The 17256-nt window shown below is 62.0% G+C and carries 17 protein-coding genes and 2 tRNA genes; 11 read left to right on the top strand and 8 right to left on the bottom strand.

Going from position 1 to position 17256, the window contains the following annotated elements; translation table 11 throughout:
• Window positions 1–38: 38 nt before the first annotated feature.
• The 4 genes from BQ4436_RS01265 (at window position 39) to BQ4436_RS01250 (ending at window position 3552) form a co-directional block, all read left to right on the top strand.
• The gene (locus BQ4436_RS01265; protein ID WP_070975238.1) at window positions 39–659 is read left to right on the top strand and encodes a single-stranded DNA-binding protein; all 621 of its coding nucleotides are present in this window, start codon (window positions 39–41) and stop codon (window positions 657–659) included.
• A 106-nt stretch (window positions 660–765) separates the two neighbouring features.
• Entirely contained in the window at window positions 766–2436 is a 1671-nt protein-coding gene (ettA, locus tag BQ4436_RS01260; RefSeq protein ID WP_070362014.1) for an energy-dependent translational throttle protein EttA, read from the top strand.
• A 24-nt stretch (window positions 2437–2460) separates the two neighbouring features.
• Window positions 2461–2913: an acyl-CoA thioesterase gene (locus BQ4436_RS01255; RefSeq protein ID WP_070362015.1), complete on the top strand. Its 453-nt coding sequence runs from the start codon at window positions 2461–2463 to the stop codon at window positions 2911–2913.
• A complete protein-coding gene (locus BQ4436_RS01250) occupies window positions 2914–3552 on the top strand; it encodes a DUF8185 domain-containing protein (RefSeq protein ID WP_070975237.1) in 639 nt (212 codons plus the stop codon). It begins immediately after the preceding gene.
• On the opposite strand, the gene BQ4436_RS01245 is transcribed toward BQ4436_RS01250, so the two are convergent.
• Complete coding sequence (locus BQ4436_RS01245) at window positions 3541–3963, bottom strand: globin (protein WP_070975236.1); 423 nt, start codon at window positions 3961–3963, stop codon at window positions 3541–3543. The genes BQ4436_RS01250 and BQ4436_RS01245 overlap by 12 nt on opposite strands.
• Entirely contained in the window at window positions 3947–4930 is a 984-nt protein-coding gene (locus tag BQ4436_RS01240) for a mechanosensitive ion channel family protein (protein ID WP_255366080.1), read from the bottom strand. Before BQ4436_RS01240 ends, BQ4436_RS01245 begins: the two co-directional genes overlap by 17 nt.
• A 381-nt stretch (window positions 4931–5311) precedes the next feature.
• On the opposite strand from BQ4436_RS01240, the gene BQ4436_RS01235 reads away from it, so the two are divergent.
• Window positions 5312–6025, top strand: coding sequence for a GntR family transcriptional regulator (locus BQ4436_RS01235; protein ID WP_070975234.1), 714 nt, complete (start codon window positions 5312–5314; stop codon window positions 6023–6025).
• Window positions 6026–6028: 3 nt separating this feature from the next.
• On the opposite strand, the gene pepN is transcribed toward BQ4436_RS01235, so the two are convergent.
• Window positions 6029–8437, bottom strand: coding sequence for an aminopeptidase N (pepN, locus tag BQ4436_RS01230; protein WP_070975278.1), 2409 nt, complete (start codon window positions 8435–8437; stop codon window positions 6029–6031).
• Window positions 8438–8519: 82 nt separating this feature from the next.
• Here pepN and BQ4436_RS01225 point away from each other — a divergent pair, with 82 nt between their 5' ends.
• Both BQ4436_RS01225 and BQ4436_RS01220 read left to right on the top strand, forming a co-directional pair.
• The gene (locus BQ4436_RS01225; RefSeq protein ID WP_070975233.1) at window positions 8520–9137 is read left to right on the top strand and encodes a DsbA family protein; all 618 of its coding nucleotides are present in this window, start codon (window positions 8520–8522) and stop codon (window positions 9135–9137) included.
• A gap of 21 nt (window positions 9138–9158) precedes the next feature.
• The gene (locus BQ4436_RS01220; protein ID WP_070362021.1) at window positions 9159–9623 is read left to right on the top strand and encodes a ribose-5-phosphate isomerase; all 465 of its coding nucleotides are present in this window, start codon (window positions 9159–9161) and stop codon (window positions 9621–9623) included.
• Here BQ4436_RS01220 and BQ4436_RS01215 read toward each other — a convergent pair.
• The 5 genes from BQ4436_RS01215 to BQ4436_RS01195 are packed head-to-tail and all read right to left on the bottom strand — an operon-like array spanning window position 9620 to window position 14594.
• On the bottom strand, window positions 9620–10453 hold the full coding sequence (locus tag BQ4436_RS01215) for an aldo/keto reductase (protein ID WP_070362022.1): 834 nt from the start codon (window positions 10451–10453) through the stop codon (window positions 9620–9622). The genes BQ4436_RS01220 and BQ4436_RS01215 overlap by 4 nt on opposite strands.
• A 10-nt stretch (window positions 10454–10463) precedes the next feature.
• A complete protein-coding gene (locus BQ4436_RS01210) occupies window positions 10464–11918 on the bottom strand; it encodes a cytochrome b/b6 domain-containing protein (protein WP_083329375.1) in 1455 nt (484 codons plus the stop codon).
• Complete coding sequence (locus tag BQ4436_RS01205) at window positions 11918–12922, bottom strand: electron transfer flavoprotein subunit alpha/FixB family protein (protein WP_070975232.1); 1005 nt, start codon at window positions 12920–12922, stop codon at window positions 11918–11920. Before BQ4436_RS01205 ends, BQ4436_RS01210 begins: the two co-directional genes overlap by 1 nt.
• Before the next feature lie 23 nt (window positions 12923–12945).
• Entirely contained in the window at window positions 12946–13725 is a 780-nt protein-coding gene (locus BQ4436_RS01200; protein WP_070975231.1) for an electron transfer flavoprotein subunit beta/FixA family protein, read from the bottom strand.
• Window positions 13726–13784: 59 nt separating this feature from the next.
• Window positions 13785–14594: a hypothetical protein gene (locus tag BQ4436_RS01195; protein WP_070975230.1), complete on the bottom strand. Its 810-nt coding sequence runs from the start codon at window positions 14592–14594 to the stop codon at window positions 13785–13787.
• Between the two features lie 152 nt (window positions 14595–14746).
• Here BQ4436_RS01195 and BQ4436_RS01190 point away from each other — a divergent pair.
• From BQ4436_RS01190 to BQ4436_RS01175, 4 genes are all read left to right on the top strand, one after another.
• Window positions 14747–14821: transfer RNA gene (locus BQ4436_RS01190), tRNA-Gly, on the top strand.
• 150 nt (window positions 14822–14971) lie between these two features.
• A tRNA-Pro gene (locus BQ4436_RS01185) sits at window positions 14972–15045 on the top strand.
• A gap of 77 nt (window positions 15046–15122) precedes the next feature.
• Window positions 15123–16475, top strand: a complete 1353-nt coding sequence (gene tig / locus BQ4436_RS01180; protein WP_070362026.1) for a trigger factor — start codon at window positions 15123–15125, stop codon at window positions 16473–16475.
• A 191-nt stretch (window positions 16476–16666) separates the two neighbouring features.
• Window positions 16667–17248: an ATP-dependent Clp protease proteolytic subunit gene (locus BQ4436_RS01175; RefSeq protein ID WP_070362027.1), complete on the top strand. Its 582-nt coding sequence runs from the start codon at window positions 16667–16669 to the stop codon at window positions 17246–17248.
• The last annotated feature ends 8 nt before the right edge of the window (window positions 17249–17256 follow it).

The following is a 17256-nucleotide window of genomic DNA, read 5'->3' as shown; positions in this document are numbered from 1 at the left end:
GTTGTACCAGTTCAGCAAACAATTGAAAGGACACAACAATGAGCCAGATGAACGTCACCGTATGCGGAAATTTGACGGCAGCACCGTACTTTAAGTGGTTCCCGGCGTCGGGAAACTCGGTGTGCAAGATGCGCATCGCGTCCTCCCGCAGGCGGCGCACAGGTGAACAAGACAACCAAGGCCGCGACATTTGGGAGGACACGGACCAGCTCTACATCGACGTTGAGTGCTGGAACCAGCTCGCCATCAACGCGCGCACCTCACTGTTCCGCGGCGCGCCGGTGATGGTCTCCGGCCGGTTGGTCACGGAGACCTGGGTAGAAACTAACGACGCGGGCGAGAAGCTCAACCGGTACCGCACCGTGCTGAAAGCCGACAAGGTTGCGTTCGAGCTCGGCATGCACCAAATCTCCTCCTGGAAGATCACCGAGAACGGCCACACACTCGAGGGCCAGCCCGCGGTGAAGATCAAGACGGCGGTCGACTTCATGACGGAGGAGGAGCGCGAGTTCTACTTCGAGCAAATGAAGATGCAGGCGTCGGCGTCGTCGGCGGACTCGGCGTCAGCCACCGACCTGCAATCGCAGTCGCCTGAGCTCGAGCCGGTCGCTGTGGGCGCTAGCAGCACTGAAAGTGACGACGGTCCCGCGCCGTTCTGACGCCCGCGGTTGCGCTCTCGCTCGGCGCTGGGGAAGCGCACGTTCACCTTTCGCTGATGTACCCTGTGAAACGATGTATGTCCGCTTCAGTTAAAGGGGTTTTTACGTGGCTGAGTTCATCTACACGATGAAAAACGTTCGCAGGGCCATCGGTGACAAGGTCATTTTGGACAATGTCACCATGGCCTTTTATCCCGGCGCCAAGATTGGTGTCGTTGGGCCAAACGGCGCAGGTAAGTCCTCGCTGCTCAAGATCATGGCGGGGATTGACCAGCCAAACAACGGCGAAGCATTCCTGGATCCTGGTGCAACGGTCGGCATCCTCCTGCAGGAGCCACCGCTGAACGAGGAAAAGACCGTTCGCGAGAACGTCGAAGAGGGCCTCGGCGACATCTTCGAGAAGAAGCAGCGCTTCGAAGAAATCGCTGAAGAGATGGCGACGAACTACACCGACGAGCTCATGGAAGAAATGGGCAAGCTCCAGGAGGAGCTCGACGCCGCTGACGCCTGGGAGGTCGATTCCAAGATTGAGCAGGCGATGGAAGCACTGCGCTGCCCGCCATCCGATAGCCCGGTGACCAAGCTTTCCGGTGGTGAGCGCCGCCGCGTCGCGCTGGCGAAGCTGCTGCTGTCCGAACCGGACCTGCTGCTGCTCGACGAGCCGACGAACCACCTCGACGCCGAGTCCGTCCTGTGGCTGGAGAAGCACCTGCAGAACTACCCGGGTGCCGTCCTGGCAATTACCCACGACCGCTACTTCCTGGACAACGTTGCCGAGTGGATCTGTGAGGTCGACCGCGGCAAGCTCTACCCGTATGAGGGCAACTACTCCACCTACCTGGAGAAGAAGGCCGAGCGCCTCGAGGTTGCTGGCAAGAAGGATCAGAAGCTGCAGAAGCGCCTGAAGAACGAGCTCGAGTGGGTACGATCCTCGCCGAAGGCGCGCCAGGCGAAGAACAAAGCGCGTCTGGAACGCTACGAGGAAATGGCTGCCGAGGCAGAGCAGTACAAAAAGCTGGACTTCGAAGAAATCCAGATCCCGACGCCTCCACGCCTGGGCAACAAGGTCGTCGAGGTCGAGCACTTGGACAAGGGCTTCGACGGCCGCGTCCTGATCAAGGACCTGTCCTTCACGCTGCCGCGCAACGGCATCGTGGGCGTGATCGGCCCGAACGGTGTGGGTAAGTCCACCCTGTTCAAGACCATCGTTGGGCTGGAAGAGCCAGACGCAGGCACCGTCGTGGTCGGTGAGACCGTGAAGCTGTCCTACGTTGACCAGAACCGCGAAAACATTGACCCGGAAAAGACGGTGTGGGAAGTAGTCTCGGACGGCCTCGACTACATCGTGGTCGGCCAGAACGAAATGCCGTCGCGCGCCTACCTCTCGGCGTTCGGTTTCAAGGGCGCGGACCAGCAGAAGCCATCCAAGGTGCTCTCCGGTGGTGAGCGCAACCGCCTGAACCTGGCGCTGACGCTGAAGCAGGGCGGCAACCTGATTCTGCTCGACGAGCCGACCAACGACTTGGACGTCGAAACCCTTGGCTCGCTTGAGAATGCGCTGCAGAAGTTCCCAGGTTGCGCTGTCGTGATTTCGCACGACCGCTGGTTCCTGGACCGCACCTGTACCCACATCCTCGCCTGGGAAGGCAACGTTGAGGAAGGCAAGTGGTACTGGTTCGAGGGCAACTTCGGCGACTACGAGAAGAACAAGGTTGAGCGCCTCGGTGAGGAAGCGGCGAAGCCGTCGCGCGTCACCCACCGCAAGCTCAGCCGCTAACAGCGGAAAAGGTAGGAATTGGCTATGTCGGAACAGAATATGCGCGGCAGGATTCACACGCACTCCATCTCGCTGAGGTGGAACGATTTTGACCGGTACGGCCATGTGACAAACTCGGCTTACATCGAGATCGCGCAGCAGGCGCGACTCGCGTTTGCCCAGGAGTTCTTCGAGTCTCAGGGGTACGAGTTTGTGGTGTTCGTTCGGCGCATCGAAGCGGACTACGTTCGCCCAGTGCTGCCGAACACGCAGGCAGTGACCGTTGATACGCAGGTGATCCACCTCGGCAACACGTCGTTTACGACGCGTCAGGAGATCAAGGACGCACAAGGCAGCGTCTGTTGCGTGATTGATTGCGTGCAGGTCACCGTGGATAAGCGGACGGCGACCCCGCGAGCAATCACCTCGCAGGAGCTCGGCATCCTTGCCCGCGCCTACACAACGCTCGACGGAGACGACGAGCTGGGGCAGGCATAGGTGGCTACCACCGAAACGCTGACTGTTGAGCAGGGTGAGCGCGGACTGCGCGCCCTGCTGCAGCGCGTCCTCGCACTCCAGGATGACGCCTACGCGCGGTTCCAACGAGTCGGGGAACACGATGTCGACGTCTTCGTCACCACCCCGTTCGACTGCGTCGTCTCGCGCCGGGTCCGGGGTACCGTCTCCCGCGACGGCGCGGTGGTGCCTGCGCGCCGGGTTCTCGAGGCACTCGAAACTTCGACGGGAGCACTTGGCGCGGCGCAGGATCAGAACTGGCCCGGGGCACTGCCACCGGCGCAAGGGTTCGTGTTGCGCGAAGAGGTACCGATTTCTACAGCGCGCCAGCTCGCCGACGAAGGCCGAAACCTTGCGCGCCAGTTCGCGGGCCCGCTCGGCCCGCCGGTTTCACTTCTCGACGCCGTGGTCATCACCGTCGACGCGGACGACCGCGGCCCGAAACTTGAAATACCCATGCGTGCGGTGTTTACCTGCACCTCGCTTGGGCTCATTCCGGGGTTCGAAGCCCCGGTCGAAGTGCCTCGCTACCTGCGGGTTTCGAGCGCAGGCAGGTGGGTGCGTATCGACGCCCCCTTCGGCACCGTCTACCACAGCAAGTCGCTGAGCCTATTCGTATGACCGCGGGCCCTGGTTGATCATCATGTACGCGACTCGCTGCATGTGATTCCACATAGCGTCGCGGTAGGGCTGGGGCAGGGTGGCGTCGTCAAACTCGGCGACAGCCTTGCCCATTAGCTCGAGCCAGCGGTCCGCCTCAGCCTCCCCGATTGCGAACGGGAAGTGGCGGCGGCGCAGCATCGGGTTGCCGCGGCGCTCCTGGTAGGTGCGCGGGCCGCCCCAGTATTGCGTGAGGAACCAGCGCAGGCGTGATTCGGCGCCCTCCCAATCGTCGTCGGGGTACATGGGGCCGATGAGGTCGTCTTCCTTGACCTGGGCGTAGAAGCGGTGCACGAGCGTGTGGAAGAACTCCTCGCCGCCGACGGCTTCGTAGAGCGTTTGCTGTGCCTCGTTGCTATTGCTGATCTGCATCGTTGTTCTCGCCTCCAGGGGTGCGGTCCAGGTGTCGGATGTAGGTCGGCTCCGTGCCAGGCAGCGGCACGCCGTGCGTGTGAAGCGCCTCGAGGATGACCGCGGTCATGAAACGGGAGACGCCCCATTGCTCGCCAGGCAGCGTATTGACCATCACGCGCAGGGTCGCGCACTCTGGGTCGAACTTGGAAATGCCCAGTATGGTGGCCTCGCCGACGATTTTGTCCTTGATCTCGGGGCGCGTCACTGCGTCCTGCATTGCGGCCTCGACGACGCTGGCTGCCTGCTCCGGATCAGCCTGGATGGAAACAGGGATCTCGAGGCGGGCAACGGAGAAGACGTCGCTCTGGTTGCCAAGCAGATCGATGTTACCGTTTCGGACGTACCAGAGGGTGCCGTCAATATCGCGGACGGTGGTGATGCGCATCGTGACGTGCTCTACAGTGCCCTCAATGTCGTTGACCGCGATGACGTCACCGACACCGTACTGGTTTTCCAGCAACATGAAGATGCCGCTGAGGAAGTCTTTCACAAGGGACTGCGCGCCGAAGCCGAGGGCGACGCCGACGACGCCCGCAGAGGCCACGAGCGGGGCGACGTTGACCCCGAGTTGGTCGAGCACCGCGAGGACCGCCCACACCCAAATCACAATTGCTGCCGCGGAGCGTCCTACGTTCGCCAGCGTGAGGATGCGCTGCTGGCGGCGCTGCTCCCGCGAGCGCGAATGCGCAGTGTCGGGTTTCACGGCGCCAGCGCGGCGGCGGAAGGGGAGAGCCGCGCTGGAGGAGTTGATGGCGTTGTTCGCGGCCTTCGTGATGATTCTGCGCACCACGATGTGCAGCACGAGGGCAATGGCCAGGATGACCAGGATCCACAGGGGGCGGGTCACAAAGATGTCCCGCGTGGCGGGGTCATTCCACCACGAGGTGACGGAGTCGACGGCTTCGTCGACATCTGGAACGCTCACGGATTTGGCTAAGACTGATGGAGATAACTGCGTAATAGAAAACATTGTGCTCTAGTTTACGCGCTACGTTTCGAGTGGCTGTCGAGCACCCGGTTTACCGCAAATGGGGGTGTTCGCAGTGGCTTGGGCGATGTTGGCATTGGCGTTGGAGATTCCTGAATTTGGCACGTCGATAGGGTTCAACTGAAAGTATGACTTTGCCATTTGTGGCCGCATCAAGTGTCGCGCATTTTGCTCAAATTTATTGTTAGGTACTTTTATGGTCCAATGAACTATATTAGAAACAACTGAGATTTTGGTGTTGTACCTTTTGGCGTCACACCTGGAGTTATGGGCGGGCGGCAGTGAACCTAAACGCAGCCGCAAAAATAGGAGGAATTTATGGCGAAAAAGCCAGCGTATGTAGCGATTGCTGACGCTCTGCGGAGCCAGATCGAATCGCGCGAGCTCGAACCCGGCGACAAGCTACCCCCAGAACGCGAACTTGTAGACATGTACGGGGTGGCACGCATGACCGTGCGCCATGCACTGGACCTATTGCAGCTCGAAGGAATTATTGAGCGTAAGCGTGGCCGCACCGGTGGCACATTCGTTCGCGCGCTGCCTCCGATCATCGACTTGACGGGCAAGGTACCGCTGACGGAGCAGCTTATCGCGCATGGTCTGGACGTCTCTTCCGAACTGATTTCGGAGACCGCTGCGCCCGCACCGCAGATCGTCGTCTCTGCATTCGGCGTAGACTCCCGCGATAAGTTGCTCACCAGCGAGCTCGTTCACTTTGCCAACGGTAACCCGGTGTTCGCTGAAACCACGTACGTTCGCCCCGGTTATGAGTCCAAGTACAGCCGTAGCTCCGTCGACTACGCACGTGGCCAGCGTACCGACCTGGGTGGCGTGACTCCTCACCTGCGCCGCGAGGACATCCTGTTCCCGGCCAACCCGACCGATAAGGAGCGCGAGAGCCTCTCCTTGGCGGCGAACACCCCGGTGCACCGCATCACGCGCAAGCTCTTTGAGGGTGACACGCTGGTCATTTTCGCCTCTATCGTGGCTCGCACGGATGCGGCGCAGATCCGCATCGTCGAGGAGCTCTAGCCTCTAGCGCAGCGTTTTCGCTGCGCCTTCCGCGCCTGCGTCACCAACACGGTTGCGCAGCGCGCGCTCCACGCGGGCCTTACCCTCCGAAACGATGCGGCGCAGGCCCGCCGGAATGTCCTCCCGCGCAAGGAGCGCCTCGGCGCGCTCGACTGTAGCAATCGAAATATCCCACAGCGGGAACAGGCCCTCGAGCGTGTTCTGAGCCATCTCGTTGGTCAGTTTGTCCCACAGCTCTGGCGCGATCTCGAAGTAGCGCTCGGCCAAGCCGTCCATGCCTTCGGAGGTGAAGGTGAGGCCGTCGATAAGGAAGCGCACCTCGAGGTTTGTGCGTGTACCGCTGACGATCTCATCCCACGCCCACTGTTTGTTCGTGACGGCGTCGATGCGCAGGCGCGACAGCGCACCCTCGGAGGACGGATCCTCCTCGTTCTTGGCGGTCTTGGCCAGCATGGCGCCGCCTGCGACAAGGTTCGTGAGCACGAGCCAGCGAATCTCCTGGTTATCCAGCGACTGTAGGAGTTCGTGGAAGTACGTCGTGTTCTGCTTCGAAGGCTGCAGGCGGGCGAGCGCGCGCTGGTAGATACCTGCAGGCTCCTGGCCGCGGAATGCCTCGCTGAGCATGTAGAAGCCGGTGCGCTGCCAGGACCATGCCACGTACTGCTTGACCGCCAGCGTCGCCTGCGCGAGGAGGCGCTCCTGCACACTCGGTTGGTCTTCGAGGCGGCTGAAGTTGGCCACAGCCATCACAAACTTGCGCGCTGGCAGCAGCGTGTCGCGGACGGCCTCCCACAGGGATGACCAGCACAGGGTGCGCGCAAGCGGGTCCTCGATCTGCCCGATGTGCTCCAGAACGAACTCAGTGTGTGCTGGGGTGAGGCGCATCTTGCAGTAGGTGAGGTCCTCGTCGTTGACCAGCGCGAGGTCGTGGTCGATGCCGGCGAGTTCGGGTACCTCGGTGCGCGCCCCCTCGATATCGACGTTCACGTGGTGGGTGCGCACGACCTTGTCGCCGTCAAGCTTGTACAGCCCGATGCCTACCCGGTGGGTGCGCAATACGTCGGACTCCTGCACGACTGCGAAGGAATCCTCGGTGATTTCAGGGCGAAGGGTGGACACACCGGTGGTGCGCAGCCACTGCTGGGACCACTCGCTCAAATCGCGGCCCGACGACTTCTCCAACGCGCCCAGCAGATCGTCGAAGGAAGCGTTGCTAAACTTGTGGTTGTTGAAGTGATCGCGCACGCCCGCGAAGAACTCGTCGCGGCCAACGTATGCCTGCAGCTGCTTCAGCACGGACGCGCCCTTGGCGTAGGTGATCCCGTCGAAGCTCTGCTCGGCGGTCTCGATGTCCGGGGCGTCAGCGGCGATTGGGTGGGTCGTCGGTAGCTGATCTTGCTGGTAGGCCCATGCCTTCTCGACGGCCGCGAACGTCGTCCACGCATTCGGGTACTCGCCGATCTCGGTCTGGGCAATGGCTGCGGACCAGGTCGCGAAAGACTCGTTGAGCCACAAGTCGTCCCACCACTGCATCGTGACGAGGTCGCCGAACCACATGTGCGCCATCTCGTGCAGGATCGTGTCGTTGCGGCGCTCGAGGCGATACGGGGTTGGCTCGGAAGTAAAGACGTACTCATCCCGGAAGGTCACCGCGCCGGCGTTCTCCATTGCGCCCATGTTGTACTCGGGGCAGAAAATCTGGTCGTACTTGCCGAACGGGTACGCAATCGCAAAATTCTTGTGGTAGTACGCGAAGCCGTCTTTCGTCTGGCGGAACAAGCGTTCCGCGTCGAGGTGCTCCATGAGTGAGGCGCGGGCAAAGATGCGAAGCGGGATACGCTTCAGATCGTCGACGTACTCGTCTTCGACGAACTCGTACTCGCCGGCGCAGATTGCCACCAGGTACGTCGACAGTGGGTAATCAATGGTGCAGGACCACACGTTGCCCTCACGGGTCGCCTCCTCGTTGAGCACGACCGTGTAGGAAGTCGGTGCGTCGACGGAAAGCTTGTACGTGGCCTTGATGTCCGGCTGGTCGAAGCAAGCAAACACCTTCATCGCCATCGCGGGCTCGAACTGGGTGTAGAGGTAATCCTTGTCGTCCACCGGGTCGACGAACTTGTGCAGGCCTTCACCAGTGTGGTTGTAGGTAATGGTGGCGTCGACAACTAACGTGTGCTCGCCCTCGGTGAGCGTGAGGGTGCGGCCGTCGACGGGGCGGCCGTCGAGCGTTGCGGAGAACTCGTCGGCGACCAGGTCGAAGAACGTCTCACCTGCGCCCGAGCGGAACGTGACCGTGGTGGTCGACGTGAACTGCTCTGCTCCGTTGACATCGAGCGCAATATCGTAATGGACATCTGAGATAAGTTGTGCGCGAAGTTGTGCGTCGCTGCGCTTGAGGTTTGTCTTCATGTCCTCCAACATACTCGCCGTACCTGTGTGTTTTTCGCTATGGTGGCTGCATAATTTCCGGAACGAATGGAGGAATGATTCTGTGACTGCACCAGTTACCTTTTGGTTCGACGTAAGCTGCCCATTTTGCTGGCTCACTTCGCGCTGGATGAAGGAAGTAGAAAAGGTCCGCGACATCACGGTCGAGTGGGTGCCGATGTCACTGTCCATTCTTAACGACGGCCGCGACATCCCCGCCGACTACGCCAAGATGATGGAGGCTAACTGGGGTCCCGCGCGCGTGTTCGCAGCGGTGAAGCGCGACCACCCAGAGAAGATCGACGCGCTCTACACCGCGATGGGCACCGCCATTCACGCCGAGGAGCAGGGCGGTAAGAAGGGCTACGGCGCCTACGACGAGATCATCGCGGCAGCGCTCAAAGAGGTAGGTCTCGACCCCAGCTACGCCGACCTTGCCAACACCAACGAGATGGACGAGCTGCTCGGCACCTACCACCAGGGTGCGATGGACGCCGTCGGTGACGAGGTGGGCACCCCGGTGGTCAAGCTCGGAGACACCGCATTCTTTGGGCCGGTCATCACCCGCGTCCCAACGGGTGAGGAGGCAGGCAAGCTTTTCGACGCCTCCCTGGCACTGAGCGAATACCCCTACTTCTTCGAACTGAAGCGTTCCCGCACGGAACCGCCGCAGGTGAGCTAGCAGGAAGGTAGGGTAGAGCGCATGCGAATTTACCTTGGGGCAGATCATGCCGGTTTCGAACGAAAGAATCAGATTAAGGCCCACCTGGAAAAGCAGGGCCATGAAGTCATCGACTGTGGTGCGCACGAGTATGACGCCCTCGACGACTACCCAGCGTTCTGCATCGCCGCAGCTGAGCGGACGGTAGCGGACGAAGGCTCCCTCGGCATCGTGCTGGGCGGCTCTGGCAATGGTGAGCAGATCGCCGCGAACAAGGTGAAGGGCGCTCGCTGCGCCTTGGCGTGGTCTGAGGAGACCGCGCGCCTGGCACGCGAGCACAACAACGCGCAGCTCATCGGTATCGGTGGGCGCATGCACACCGAGGAAGAAGCGCTGAAGATCGTCGACGCGTTCATTGGTCAGGAGTGGAGCAACGAGGAGCGCCACCAGCGCCGCATCGACATCCTGTCCAAATACGAGGAGACGGGCGAAGCCCCGGCTATCTAGCCCAGTTCTTCGTAGTCCGCGGGGTGCGGGCCGTGGCGCCCAAACTCCTCCTCGTCGAGCGCGACGATGGCGGACATTTCTTCGGGGCTGAGCGTGAAGTCGAAAATGTCCATGTTTTCACGCATCCGCTCCGCGGACGTGGTCTTGGGGAACACGATCACGTCGTTCTGCAGATGCCAGCGTAGAACCACCTGCGCTGGCGTTTTGCCGTGTGCCTCGGCGGCGTCGGTAATTTCGGGGAAGTCCGTGAGGTCGTAGGCGCCGCCGCCGAGCGGAGCCCAGCCCTCGATTGCGATATTGTGCACGCGCATCGCGTCGAGCTCTTTCCAGTTCTGGAACAGCGGGTGCAGCTCAACCTGGTTGACCACAGGGGTGACATCGGTATGCATCTCAATCTGCTCGATGTGCTCAGGCAGGAAGTTTGAGACGCCGATTGAGGTGGTGAGTTTGGCCTCCCGGAGTCCAATGAGGGATTTCCACGCATCCACGTATGCGCCCTGTCCGGGCAGCGGCCAGTGAATGAGGTAGAGGTCGACGTGGTCAAGACCGAGTTTCTCCAGTGACTCCTCGAGCGCCGCCGGGGCGTCGTGGTGGCGGTTGTTCCACAGCTTCGTGGTGATGTACAGCTCCTCGCGCGGGATCCCCGACTTCGCGATTGCCTTGCCGACGCCCTCTTCGTTCCCATAAATGTGGGCGGTGTCGAAGTGCCTGTAACCTGCCTCCAGCGCTTCGCTGACCAACCGCTCGGCCTCCTGTGGGTCTACGCGGTGGAGGCCGTAGCCGAGCTGGGGGATTGATGTGCCGTCGTGAAGCGCAAACATGGGTACCATGCGCTTTACTTTAGCGGCTTGTCACCTTGCCAGTCGCTTGCGCCACCGGGGCTACCAGTGCGGGGCGAGCCAGCCTGCACACCACCGCGATCACGGCTGCCGCAACGAGGAACAGGATGACGCCAGTCCAGCTCGTACCGTACACGTCTGGGTCGACGTCGCCGGAGGCAGCGAACATCGCGTTCATGTTCCTGCGCAGACCCGTGGTGAGCACCAGGAAGACGTGTACCACGGTGAACAGGACGAAGAACAGCATGGTGGGAAAGTGAATGGCGCGTGCAGCCTTCAGCGAGAAGAAGGACCAGGACTTCGGCCACCACTCGCTCATGCGAGCGCCGGAGAGGATCGCCAGCGGGGCAGCGATGAACACCACCGCAAAGTACGACAGCTCCTGCAGCGCGTTGTAGTGCACCCACGGGTTCTCCGTCGGCCAGTCCAGGCTGAGGTACTGGATCCCCGCGGAGACCGCTTGCGGGATGACCTCCCAGCTCGTGGGCACGATTCGCATCCACTGGCCAGTGGCGAACAGGACGATGTAGAACGCCACGCCGAGCGCCACCCACAGCACGTCAATAGTGAGGTGCAGCCACAGGGTAAGAGAAATCTTCTTCTTGGGGTTTGTGCGCGGCGCCCAATACGCTTCGGGTTTGCGCTCGTGGCGCACGGTCATACCAGTCTTGATGATGAGCGCCATGAACAGCATGTTGAAGAAGTGCGACCACCCCAACCATGCGGGCAGCCCAACAGGTGCGCCTTCCGGCAGGGGCTGCTGGCCGGTGTAGCGCTCGATGAAGCTGCTGCCCGTCGGGGTGCTGACGAACCAGCGCGCCACCAGGACCGCGACTACGAACGCAGCGAGCAGCGCGACGCCACCGTACGCCCACCAGCGACGCGATGGAGTTTGAGTCGGCGCAGGCACGGGCTGTGCCGCCGGCTCCGGCCGCTCGGGCTGTGCTGGCTGCGGCGTGGACTCGACTGCTGGTACCGGTACCAGTTCCGGTGCCTGCTCTGCAGTCTGCGCCGCTGCGCCGTAGAGCGGAGGAACCGCCACAGCGGGGTCCTCTGGGACGTCGACACTCGCGACAGGCGGGAACGGGCCAGCCCCGGCAGTACGCGGAAGGCCCTGACGCACGGCGACCGTGGTGAGCGGGCCAGCTGGTTGCTCTTCCGCGGGCTGTTCGGCGGCAGCGCGTTCTGCAGCCGCTGGGAACACCTGCTGCACGGCAGGGTCCGCAGCGACTGCGGCCGAGTCTGTAGGAGGCCATGGCTGGCCGCTCGGGGTACGAGGCAGGCCGCGACGGAGGGGCGTCGATACGCCTTCGGGTTGCGCTGGGGCCGGAGCCGCTTGAGCGCCGACCAGATCGCCGGTCACGGCCGGATCGGGTTCGAGCGCGACCTCATCAACTGGTGGCCACGGCTGGCCGCTCGCTACGCGGGGCAGGCCACGACGAAGGTGCACCTGCATTACTCGGACGCCTCCGTGCCGCGGCGAGCTGCGATCTGCTCGATGAGTTCCGGCACCACGTCGAAGAGATCGCCAATGATGCCGAAGTCCGCGATATCGAACAGTGGAGCGTCCTCATCGTTGTTGATCGCGATGATGGTGTCGGCTGTCTGCATGCCCACGAGGTGCTGCACAGCGCCGGAAATGCCGATGCCGATGTAGAGCTTCGGGCTGACCACGATGCCGGTCTGCCCAATCTGGGCGTCGTGGCTGATTTGGTCCTCGTCCGCAGCGGAGCGGGTCGCGCCGACTGCGGCGCCGAGCTCGTCGGCAAGCCCGCCCACGAGCTGCTCGAACATGTCCGCGTCACCCAAAGCAACGCCTCCTGCAACCACGCGATCGGCGGTGAGCAGCTCCGGGCGCGTCGAGGTGCGCACCACCGGCGTCACCGAAGTCACCGTCGCGGCGCGTGTCCCGGAGGCGGTGACGTCCAACTCGTGAACCTCGGGCGCGGTGGCGTCCGCACGGCGACCGATCGCGCCGACGCGCACCGTAATAATCGGTGCCGAGTGGGTCGCCGCGGCCGTCGCGGTGTAAGCGCCGCCGTAGTTCTCGTGGTCCGTCACAATGCCCTGGTCGTCGCGCCGGACATCAATCGCGTCGGTGAGCAGCGCCTTGCCCTTGCGCACGGCGAGGCGCGACGCGACGTCGCGGCCGAGGCGCGACGCGACGTCGCGGCCGCGGACGGAGTGGGCGAGGATCACGGCTGCCGGGTCGGTGGCGTTGAACGCGGCCTCGGCGGCGTCGACAAGTGGGACTGCCTGCTGCTGCGCGTCAACGTTAGTGGTCAGCACCACGGCTGCGCCGAGCTCGCCGAGCGCTTCGGTGTGTGCAGGGTTGGTGGTCAGCACCACCGGGGTACCCAGAGGCGCGGCTGCGCCGATGAGTTCGGCGGCGGTGGAGTCGAGCTGGTCGTCGTGCGTCGCGTCGAGCACGACCAAAACTGTGCGGGGAGAGGTTGCCATGTCAGTATCCTTCGTTCGGCGGGTTAGATGTAGTGCTTCTCTGCAAGGAAGTCGACCAGCTGGCCCACAGCGTTCGGGCCGTAGTCAATGATCTCGCCGCGCTCACGCGCAGGACGCTTTTCGACGTCCACCATGATCGCCCGCGGCCGTGCGAAATCCTCCGCGTCGACGCCGAGCTCCGCCAGCGTCAGCGTGTGCAGTTCCTTCTTCTTCGCCGCCATCAGACCCTTGAAGTTCGGGAAGCGGGCATCCGGGTACTCGTCCGAGACCGCGACCAGCGCCGGGAGCTGCGCCTCCAGGGTGAGCGTGGCGTGATCGCTGACCTGCGTCGCAGTCACCATGTCGTTGTTGAGCGTGACCTCGGTCGCGTTGGCGATGGCGGGCCAGCCGAGCATCTCTGCGAGCAGTCCAGCCATGACGCCGCCACCGCCGTCAGAGGACGCGGTACCGAGCACAACCAGGTCGTAGTCCTTGTTGCGCAGTGCCGCCGCGAGCACTTCTGCCGTCAGCGTCACGTCCGCGCCGAGGAGCGCGTCGTCGGCAATGATGTAGGCATCATCCGCGCCCATCGCGAAGCCCTTGCGCACGCTGGCATGCGCTGTTTCTGGCCCTACCGTAATGAGGTCGACGATGGTTTCCTCGTCGCCGCGGGCCTCCTTGAGTCGCATCGCGGCTTCGACGGCGCGTTCGCAGACCTCGTCAGCGACGACATCACCGGAGCGATCGGTCAGGCCGGTTTCCAGATTCAGGTCGCGGTCGCCGTACGTATCCGGGACTTCCTTGAGCAACACTGCAATGTTCACGAAACGCTCCTTCAGCGGTGGGGTGCTAAACGGTAGGCATTCTAGCGCACTGGCCTGGACTAAAAGTCAAATCCCCCGAAGTCGAAGCCACCACCATCCCCAAAGAGGCCGCCGTCACCGAACAGGCCCTCGCCGCCGGCGTCGCCCATGTCGCCCATCTCCCCGGCATCGCCGATGTCTCCAGCATCTCCCATATCGACGAAGTCGCCTGCGCCGGCGTCCCCGAAGTCACCCGCTGCGAAGGCCTCTGGCGATGGCGTGCCGGCCATACCTGCGAACATCGCGGAGTAGAACATCATCGAACTTGCAGCCCACATGCCAGTCATCATCGCTGGCGCCCACCAGGCGGTGGAGTACCAGCCGGCCGGTACTGGGCGGCCGGCGACAACGCCGCCAGGGTAGTAGTTCGGGGTGCGCTCAGAAGCGTACGGGGATGCGGTGACGGTGGTGCCGTCTTCCTGGCGGATCGTTCGCTCCTCGGTCACCCGGCCCGCGCTACGCTGGCCTTCCAGTTCCGGAAGCTCTGGGCCCGCGGGCATGCCCATGATTTCGCGTGCTGCGTTGACATAGTGCAGCCCCTCCAGGGCAGATTCGCGAGCGAGCATGGCCTGCTTCGGTGTGGTCGCCTGGCCCAGCGCGCCACTTGCTGCGTTGTAGCGTTCAGAGGCGTCGGCCATCGCCTGGGTCGAAGCAGCGTCGGTACCGGAGATAGTAAGGACTTGGGAGCCAAGTCGCTCTGTCCAGCGGCGTGCGTCCGCAATCGCGTCCTCGAGCTGGAGCTGTTCGCGCTGGTTGGTCGCGCCATTCTGGCGACTCTTTATCAGGTACACCGCGGCGCCAACGATAGCGAGGATCAAAATGAGGTTCATAGTGAGGGAAAGCTCCTTCGGGATCGGCCACAAATTATCAGTACTTACAACGTGCAACGCACGTGGTTGGGAGAAAGTTCCACGCTAAGCGGGTGGTTTTGTCTCAAAGTCGGCGGTGGGTTACACTTGCGCCCATCACCTTTTGGTGAAGTGGGAATGTCGTATAGTGGCTAATACCTCAGCCTTCCAAGCTGAAGACGCGGGTTCGATTCCCGTCATTCCCTCCAAATGATAAAAGCGGAAGACGCGGTTGCACGAGATGTGTAGCCGCGTTTTTGTTTCTGTGAATATAGCCCAAAAGTAGTGTTGAACTGTCGATTTGCGTATTGCTCTGGGGCATGGTTATAGTTGCCAACGTCGCAATGAGCAATCATTCGCGGGGCGTGGCGCAGTTTGGTAGCGCACCTGCTTTGGGAGCAGGGGGTCGCAGGTTCAAATCCTGTCGCCCCGACATCAACAAGCCCGCTAGAAATAGCGGGCTTGTTTACATATCCGTACAATTTACCCGATTAATTACAGGAGTAATCCGTGAAGACTTCCGTCGACAAGCTCAGTGAGACTCGTGTCAAGTTGGACGTCAGCGTTCCTTTCGATGAGCTCGGCAAGGAAATCGACCAGGCGTACAAGTCAATTGCGCAGCAGGTCAACATTCCTGGCTTCCGTCGCGGTAAGGCTCCTCGCCAGCTGATCGACGCCCGCTTCGGCCGTGGCCCGATCCTGGAGCAGGTTGTCAACGACATGCTGCCAACCCGCTACGAGAAGGCTGTCCTGGAAAATGGCCTGAACCCGATCGGTCAGCCAGAGATCAACATCACCAAGATCGAGGACAACGACGTCGTCGAGTTCACCGCTGAGGTCGACGTTCGCCCAGAGATTACTGTCCCTGACTTCTCCAAGATTGACGTCACTGTTCCGGCCCTCGAGGTCAGCGACGAGGACGTCGACAAGGAGATCGACCAGCTCCGCGAGCGCTTCGGCGAGCTCAAGGACACCAAGCGCAAGATGAAGACCGACGACTTCGCAGTCATCGACCTGCACGCTGAGGTTGACGGCGAGAAGGTCGAGGAGGCTTCCACTGAGGGCCTGACCTACCAGATCGGCTCGGACGACCTGATCAAGGGCCTCGACACCGCGCTGCGCGGCATGAAGACCGGCGAGGACAACGAGTTCACAGCGACGATCGAGTTCGGCGAGCACAAGGGCAAGGAAGCCACCATCAAGGTACACGTCCAGCAGTCGAAGGAGCGCAAGCTTCCTGACTTTGACGACGAGTTCGCTCAGATGGCCTCCGAGTTCGACACCGCTGAGGAGCTGCGTGAATCCACCAAGGAGCAGCTCGCTGAGGACAAGAAGACCCAGCAGGCAGCTGACATCCGCGACGAGGTACTGAAGGCAGCGCTCGAGGAGACCAAGTTCGAGCTTCCGAAGTCCATCGTCGAGGAGCAGGAGCACAACATGCTCCACCAGATGCTCGGCCAGCTGGCACACGACGAGGCTGCTGTCGCACAGTTCCTCGAGGCACAGGGCATGACCCGCGAGGAGTTCGACAAGAAGAACCACGAGCAGGCTGAGTCCGCTGTCCGTACCCAGCTGTTCCTGGACGCTGTTGCTGACCAGGAGGAGCCTGAGGTTTCCCAGCAGGAGATGACCGACCACATCCTGTTCACCGCGCAGTCCTACGGCATGGACCCGAACCAGTTCGTGGCGCAGCTGCAGCAGGCAGGCCAGATCGGTAACCTCTTCGCAGACGTCCGCCGTGGCAAGGCACTCGCTACCGCGATCTGCCGCGTGTCCGTGAAGGACGACAAGGGCGAGACCGTCGACCCGAACGATTACTTCGGTGAGGTTGAAGAGGAAGAAGCAGAGGCTTCCGAAGACTAAATCTTGAGTTGAAACGCCCCGGCGATGCGCACGCGTTGCGCCTACGCCGGGGCGTTTCGCCATTCACTACGGGTTCACAACGTACGTGTACGCCATCAGCGAACAACCCCGTGCAAAGTGGACTATCGGAGTAGGGTGGTGGCATTGTTGACGCTACATAAAAGAGTTTGAACCACGAAGGAGCCATTTTTATGACATCCCCATCGCAGGGCATGAACTTGGGTGATTCTGTCTATGAGCGCCTGCTGCGCGAGCGCATTATTTTCTTGGGCCAGCAGGTTGACGACGAAATTGCGAACAAGCTGTGCGCGCAGATCTTGCTGCTGTCCGCGGAGGATCCAACTCGCGACATTTCGCTGTACATTAACTCCCCGGGTGGTTCCGTGACTGCCGGCATGGCGATTTATGACACGATGAAGTACTCGCCGTGCGATATTGCTACGTACGGCATGGGCTTGGCGGCGTCGATGGGGCAGTTCCTGCTTTCCGGCGGCACGAAGGGCAAGCGTTACGCGCTTCCGCACGCTCGGATTATGATGCACCAGCCGTCCGCAGGCGTTGGCGGTACTGCTGCCGACATTGCTATTCAGGCTGAGCAGTTCGCAGCGACGAAGCGCGAGATGGCCCAGCTTATCGCTGAGCATACCGGCCAGACTTTCGAGCAGATTACGAAGGATTCCGACCGTGACCGTTGGTTCACGGCCCAAGAGGCGATGGAGTACGGCATCGTGGACCACGTTATCGAGAGCGCTCAGGGCTCGATCAGCAACTAAGTAGACAG

Source organism: Corynebacterium sp. MC3, from assembly GCF_900099485.1.
GTDB lineage: Bacteria > Actinomycetota > Actinomycetes > Mycobacteriales > Mycobacteriaceae > Corynebacterium > Corynebacterium pseudogenitalium.
This window is presented reverse-complemented; position numbering and strand designations above follow the sequence as displayed.

Excerpts from the sequence above, each read along its gene's own strand:
- BQ4436_RS01245 (WP_070975236.1), bottom strand. The coding sequence starts at position 3,963 with ATGCAGATCAGCAATAGCAACGAGGCACAGCAAACGCTCTACGAAGCC.
- BQ4436_RS01255 (WP_070362015.1), top strand. The coding sequence starts at position 2,461 with ATGTCGGAACAGAATATGCGCGGCAGGATTCACACGCACTCCATCTCG.
- BQ4436_RS01265 (WP_070975238.1), top strand. The coding sequence starts at position 39 with ATGAGCCAGATGAACGTCACCGTATGCGGAAATTTGACGGCAGCACCG.
- BQ4436_RS01175 (WP_070362027.1), top strand. The coding sequence starts at position 16,667 with ATGACATCCCCATCGCAGGGCATGAACTTGGGTGATTCTGTCTATGAG.
- BQ4436_RS01210 (WP_083329375.1), bottom strand. The coding sequence starts at position 11,918 with ATGCAGGTGCACCTTCGTCGTGGCCTGCCCCGCGTAGCGAGCGGCCAG.
- BQ4436_RS01195 (WP_070975230.1), bottom strand. The coding sequence starts at position 14,594 with ATGAACCTCATTTTGATCCTCGCTATCGTTGGCGCCGCGGTGTACCTG.
- BQ4436_RS01235 (WP_070975234.1), top strand. The coding sequence starts at position 5,312 with ATGGCGAAAAAGCCAGCGTATGTAGCGATTGCTGACGCTCTGCGGAGC.
- BQ4436_RS01205 (WP_070975232.1), bottom strand. The coding sequence starts at position 12,922 with ATGGCAACCTCTCCCCGCACAGTTTTGGTCGTGCTCGACGCGACGCAC.
- BQ4436_RS01215 (WP_070362022.1), bottom strand. The coding sequence starts at position 10,453 with ATGGTACCCATGTTTGCGCTTCACGACGGCACATCAATCCCCCAGCTC.
- pepN (WP_070975278.1), bottom strand. The coding sequence starts at position 8,437 with ATGAAGACAAACCTCAAGCGCAGCGACGCACAACTTCGCGCACAACTT.
- BQ4436_RS01220 (WP_070362021.1), top strand. The coding sequence starts at position 9,159 with ATGCGAATTTACCTTGGGGCAGATCATGCCGGTTTCGAACGAAAGAAT.